Source organism: Streptomyces milbemycinicus, assembly GCF_002154605.1.
In the GTDB taxonomy this organism is placed as follows: Bacteria; Actinomycetota; Actinomycetes; order Streptomycetales; family Streptomycetaceae; genus Streptomyces; species Streptomyces milbemycinicus.
Window position 1 is genome coordinate 1 of the sequence record NZ_MUNE01000001.1, and the last position, 4,881, is coordinate 4,881.

Genomic DNA, 4,881 nt, shown 5'->3' on the forward strand with positions numbered 1-4,881 from the left:
CCTCCTCGGACCCGCCGGCGGCCGTGAAGAAGAGGGACGGCACCTCGGCGCGCCGCAGGAACTCCTCCACCAGGCTGGACTTGCCGACCCGCCGGCGGGTCCGAGGAGGACGAGCTGACCGAACTGCTCGACGCCGTCGCCACCTCCACCCTGCCGGAGCGCGCGCTGTTCAGCGAGGAGGCCCCGACGCAGTGGAACGCGGCCTTCAGGCTGCTGGCGGAGACCCTGCCCGACGACGCCCCGAGCGTCGTCGTGATCGACGAGGTGCCGTATCTGATGCACCGGATCGACGCCTTCGAAGGCATGCTCCAGCGGGCCTGGGACCGGCTGCTCAGCCGCAAGCCGGTGCTGCTGCTCCTCATCGGTTCGGATCTTTCGATGATGGAGGCCCTGAACAGCTACGACCGCCCCTTCCACCAGCGCGGGCGCGAGATGGTCGTGGGCCCGCTGAACCCCGCCGACATCGGCGACATGCTCGACCTGGACCCCGCGAGCGCCTTCGACGCCGCCCTGGTCACGGGCGGGCTGCCGCTCGTCTGCGCGGAGTGGCGGCCTGGCGCGACCCTGTGGGAGTTCCTGCGCGAGTCGCTGGAGAATCCGATCTCGGCCCTGCTGGTCTCCGCGGAGCGGTCGCTCGCCGCCGAGTTTCCGCCCCAGGCGATGAGCAGGGAAGTGCTACGGGCGATCGGGACCGGCGAGCGGACCTTCACCAACATCGCCCGCGCCGCGGGGGGCATCGCCCACACCACCCTCACCAGGGCGACGGACGTGCTGACCCAGAAGCGGGTGGTAGCGGCCGAACTGCCGCTGTCCCAGAAGCCCTCCAAGGAGCGCCGCTACCGGGTGGCGGATCCGTATCTGCGGTTCTGGCTGGCGTTCCTCGATCCCCATATGGCCGAGGTCGAGCGCATGCGGGGCGACCTCGTCCTGAACCGGATCAGGGAGCGGTGGCCGAGCTGGCGGGGCCGCGCTGTCGAGCCGCTGGTCCGCGACTCCCTGGCCCGCCTCCTGCCGGACGGCGAGCTGCCTGCCGCCCCGGCCATCGGCGGGTACTGGACCCGCAGCAACGACGTCGAGATCGACATCGTGGGCGCCGACCGCGGGCCCGTGGCCAAACGCCTGTTGTTCCTGGGCTCGGTCAAGTGGCTGGAGACCTCGCCATTCGACAGCCACGACCTCGCCGCCCTCCACAAACACCGGGCGGCGCTCACCGACGAGCCGGTACCCCTGATCGCGGTCTCCCGCAGCGGATTCAGCTGTTCCGGCCTCCAGGGAACGTACGGGCCGGAGGAACTGCTCGGCGCCTGGCGGGGACGCGCGTCGACACCGCCGGGGTGAGCGAGGCGCCTGCGGTGGCGCCGACGGTGGCGGGTGCCCGGCCCGCGCATCACCGCGCGGGCGGATGGGCTACTGTCACGGAGGCACATCCATTTCTCTGTCTCATGCGTCTCTTGAGCAAGCGGCACTCTCATATAGCCGCCCCGCAGGGGCATTTGGAGTATCAGTCTTGAAAACCGGCATCAAGGGCATTCGTCGCGTATCCGCCGTGGCCGTCATCGCCGCGGGAGCCGTTCTGTCCGCCGGGGCGCTCGCCCCCGTGCAGGCCGCAACGGTCGCGACCCCCACGATCACCGCCAAGGGCGGGTTCGTGATGAACAACGGCACGGGGAAGGCCCTCTACACCAAGGCAGCGGACACCCGCCTCTCCACCGGCTCCACCACCAAGATCATGACGGCCCGGGTGGTACTCGCCCAGCCGAATCTCAACCTGGACGCGAAGGTCACGGTCCAGAAGGCGTACAGCGACTACATCGTCGACAACAACTGGGCCTCCTCGGCCAAGCTCATCGTCGGCGACAAGGTCACCGTCCGCCAGCTGCTGTACGGGCTGATGCTGCCGTCCGGCTGTGACGCGGCGTACGCGCTGGCCGACAAGTTCGGCACCGGGTCGACCCGGGCGGCGCGGGTGAAGTCGTTCATCGGCAAGATGAACTCGACCGCCAAGAGCCTGGGCCTCACGAACACGCACTTCGACTCGTTCGACGGCATAGGGCACGGCGCGAACTACTCGACGCCGCGCGACCTGACCAAGCTGGCCAGCAGCGCGATGAAGTACTCCACGTTCCGTACGGTCGTGAAGACGAAGTCGACGAAGCAGAAGGTCACCACCAAGAGCGGTGGCTACCGCTACATGGACTGGACGAACACCAACCCGCTGCTGGGCACCTACTCGGGCGCCATCGGCGTCAAGACCGGCTCGGGCCCGGAGGCCAAGTACTGCCTGGTCTTCGCCGCCACCCGGAACAGCAAGACGGTCATCGGCACGGTCCTCGCCTCCTCCTCGGTGGACAACCGCACGGCGGACGCGAAGAAGCTGCTGAACTACGGCTTCGCCAAGTAACACCCGAACACCGCTGGGGCCCGCCCGCGACCGGAGGACACCGGTCGCGGGCGGGCCCTTGTCGTGCCGCGGCTACCCCTCGTCGATCACGAGGCCCTTCGCCTTGAGCACGGCCTCAAAGGCCGCTGACCTCGATGACGCTCTTCCCGGCGCGGTAGGAAGCGATGTACGCCTCTTCGGCGTCGATGCGCTCCTGGGACTTGCGGAGGACGTCCGCCAGGTCTTCGCGGCGTACGACCACGACCCCGTCGGCGTCCGCGCGCACCACGTCTCCGGGGCGCACGAGCTCGCCGCCGATCAGTACGGGTTCGGCCATCGGGCCGACGGTTTCCTTGACGGTGCCCTTGATGGAGACACTGCGGGAGAACACCGGGAAGCCGAGCGCGCGCAGTTCCCGTGTGTCGCGGACGCCGGTGTCGGTGATCAGACCGCCCAGGCCCTTGGCCACACAGGCGTTGGCCAGCACGTCGCCGAAGGAGCCGGCCTCGGCGTAGTCGCCGGCGGACACCACGATGACATCGCCGGGGCGGGCGTGGGCGATGGCGACCTGGAGCATGATGTTGTCGCGGGGGGCGCAGCGGACGGTGAAGGCCGGGCCGCACAGCGACATCTCGGGGTCGACCGGCTTGATCGCCGAGGCGAGGGCGCCGAGGCGGCCCTGTGCCTCGTGGATGGTGGCGGCCGAGTAGGCGGCGAGCCGGTCGACCAGGGCCGGATCGGGCCGGTCGAATGCGGTGTTGACGCGGATCATGGCGCTCCGTTCAGGAGAGGGCGGCGCAGGCGCGGCCGATGCGCTCGCAGGCTTCGGTGAGGACGTCGTCACGGGTCGCGAAGGAGACGCGGAAGTACCCCGGAGATCCGTACGCGGCACCGTGGATCACCGCCACGTGCTGCGACTCCAGCAGGTAGGCCGCGAAGTCCTCGTCGGTGCGGAGCTCGTCGCCGGACGGGGTCCGCTTGCCGAGCTGGGCCGCGCAGTTCACGAAGGCGTAGAAGCCACCGCTCGGCGGGGTGCAGGACGGGCGGAGGTCGTACGGCCCGGCGCGGACAAGCCCGGCCCGGCGGAACTGGCCGAACGGGCCGGGGGTGCGGCCGCGATCCTGGCCCTGGGCAACGACCGGGTGGACGCCGCCCTGCTGGACGCGGCCGGGCCCGCACTGCGCGTCGTCGCCCTGGCCAGCATGGGGTACGACGGACCGGGAAGCGGCGGCGGCGCGCGGCGTCGTGGTCACCCACACCCCGGGCGTACTCGCCGAGACCACCGCCGACCTCGCCTTCGCCCTGATCCTCATGGCCCGCAGGCGGCTCGGCGCCGCCCGCGACGCGCTGGCCGCCGGGCGGTGGGACCTGTTCCGGATGGATGACTACCTGGGCCTGGATGTGCACGGCAGCACGCTCGGCCTGATCGGCTACGGCCAGATCGGGCGGGCCGTGGCCAGGCGCGCACAGGGATTCGGCATGCGGCTGCTGCACCACGACCCGTACGCGCCCACGGCCGTGGCCGATCCGGAATCCCGGGCCGTGGACCTGCCCACCCTCCTCGCCGAGGCCGATGTGGTCTCGCTGCACGTCCCGCTCACCCCGGGGACCCGCCATCTCATCGGCGCGGCGGAACTGGCCTCCATGAAGTCCACTGCCACACTGGTCAACACCTCACGCGGAGGCATCGTCGACGAAGATGCCCTGCTCCAGGCCGTACGGGACCGTGTCATCCACTCGGCGGCCCTGGACGTCTTCGAACGCGAGCCCATGGGGGCCGAGTTGTCACCGCTGGTCGGCGAACCCCATGTGATCACGCTCCCGCACATCGGTTCGGCCACCGAGGCCACCCGTGCCGCCATGGTGGACCTCGCGGTGGACAACGTCCTGGAGGTACTCGCCGGGCGGCCGGCGCGCACTCCGCTGCCGGGCAGTTCCCCCACCCCCAGCTCACGCGATTGACGGAAAGGACAGGAAGGCCACTCATGGACGTCACCGCTCGTATCGAGTCCGTGTACGCGCAGATCGTGCGCCGCAACCCCGGGGAAGCGGAGTTCCACCAGGCCGCGGGCGAGGTGCTGCACAGCCTCGCGCCCGTGCTCCGCGCGCATCCGGACCATCTCGACGCCCGGATCGTGGAGCGGCTGTGCGAACCGGAACGGCAGATCGTCTTCCGGGTGCCCTGGGTCGACGACCTGGGGGACATCCATGTCAACCGTGGCTTCCGGGTGGAGTTCAACAGCGCGCTCGGCCCCTACAAGGGGGGCTTGCGCTTCCACCCCAGCGTCAACCTGGGCATCGTCAAGTTCCTCGGCTTCGAGCAGATCTTCAAGAACGCGCTGACCGGGCTGTCGATCGGCGGCGGCAAGGGCGGCGCCGACTTCGACCCCAAGGGGCGCTCCGACGGTGAGGTCATGCGCTTCTGCCAGTCCTTCATGACCGAACTCCACCGGCACATCGGCGAACACACCGATGTCCCGGCCGGGGACATCGGGGTGGGC

Annotated in this window: 5 protein-coding genes and 2 pseudogenes; 5 read left to right on the forward strand and 2 right to left on the reverse strand. The window is 70.1% G+C overall.

The window, feature by feature from the left end; genetic code table 11:
• Window positions 1-90: 90 nt before the first annotated feature.
• Both CCN51_RS00005 and CCN51_RS00010 read left to right on the forward strand, forming a co-directional pair.
• Window positions 91-1,338, forward strand: a pseudogene (locus CCN51_RS00005) (ATP-binding protein); the annotation flags it as partial.
• Between the two features lie 169 nt (window positions 1,339-1,507).
• Window positions 1,508-2,401, forward strand: a complete 894-nt coding sequence (locus CCN51_RS00010; protein WP_014177778.1) for a D-alanyl-D-alanine carboxypeptidase family protein — start codon at window positions 1,508-1,510, stop codon at window positions 2,399-2,401.
• A 115-nt stretch (window positions 2,402-2,516) separates the two neighbouring features.
• Here CCN51_RS00010 and CCN51_RS00015 read toward each other — a convergent pair whose 3' ends face one another.
• Window positions 2,517-3,152 carry a 4-carboxy-4-hydroxy-2-oxoadipate aldolase/oxaloacetate decarboxylase gene (locus CCN51_RS00015; protein ID WP_014177779.1) on the reverse strand — a complete coding sequence of 212 codons (636 nt, stop codon included), beginning with the start codon at window positions 3,150-3,152 and terminating at the stop codon, window positions 2,517-2,519.
• 10 nt (window positions 3,153-3,162) lie between these two features.
• Window positions 3,163-3,384 (reverse strand): aminotransferase class I/II-fold pyridoxal phosphate-dependent enzyme, encoded by a 222-nt coding sequence (locus CCN51_RS00020; RefSeq protein ID WP_014177780.1) that lies wholly within the window; start codon window positions 3,382-3,384, stop codon window positions 3,163-3,165.
• On the opposite strand from CCN51_RS00020, the pseudogene CCN51_RS59530 reads away from it, so the two are divergent.
• The 3 genes and pseudogenes from CCN51_RS59530 to CCN51_RS00030 form a co-directional block, all read left to right on the forward strand.
• A pseudogene (locus tag CCN51_RS59530) lies at window positions 3,289-3,534 on the forward strand (hypothetical protein); the annotation flags it as partial. The gene CCN51_RS00020 and the pseudogene CCN51_RS59530 overlap by 96 nt on opposite strands.
• Window positions 3,535-3,625: 91 nt before the next feature.
• Window positions 3,626-4,342: an NAD(P)-dependent oxidoreductase gene (locus tag CCN51_RS00025; protein ID WP_014177781.1), complete on the forward strand. Its 717-nt coding sequence runs from the start codon at window positions 3,626-3,628 to the stop codon at window positions 4,340-4,342.
• A gap of 23 nt (window positions 4,343-4,365) precedes the next feature.
• A partial coding sequence (locus tag CCN51_RS00030) for a Glu/Leu/Phe/Val dehydrogenase dimerization domain-containing protein (protein ID WP_281262456.1) occupies window positions 4,366-4,881 on the forward strand: 516 nt, incomplete at its 3' end.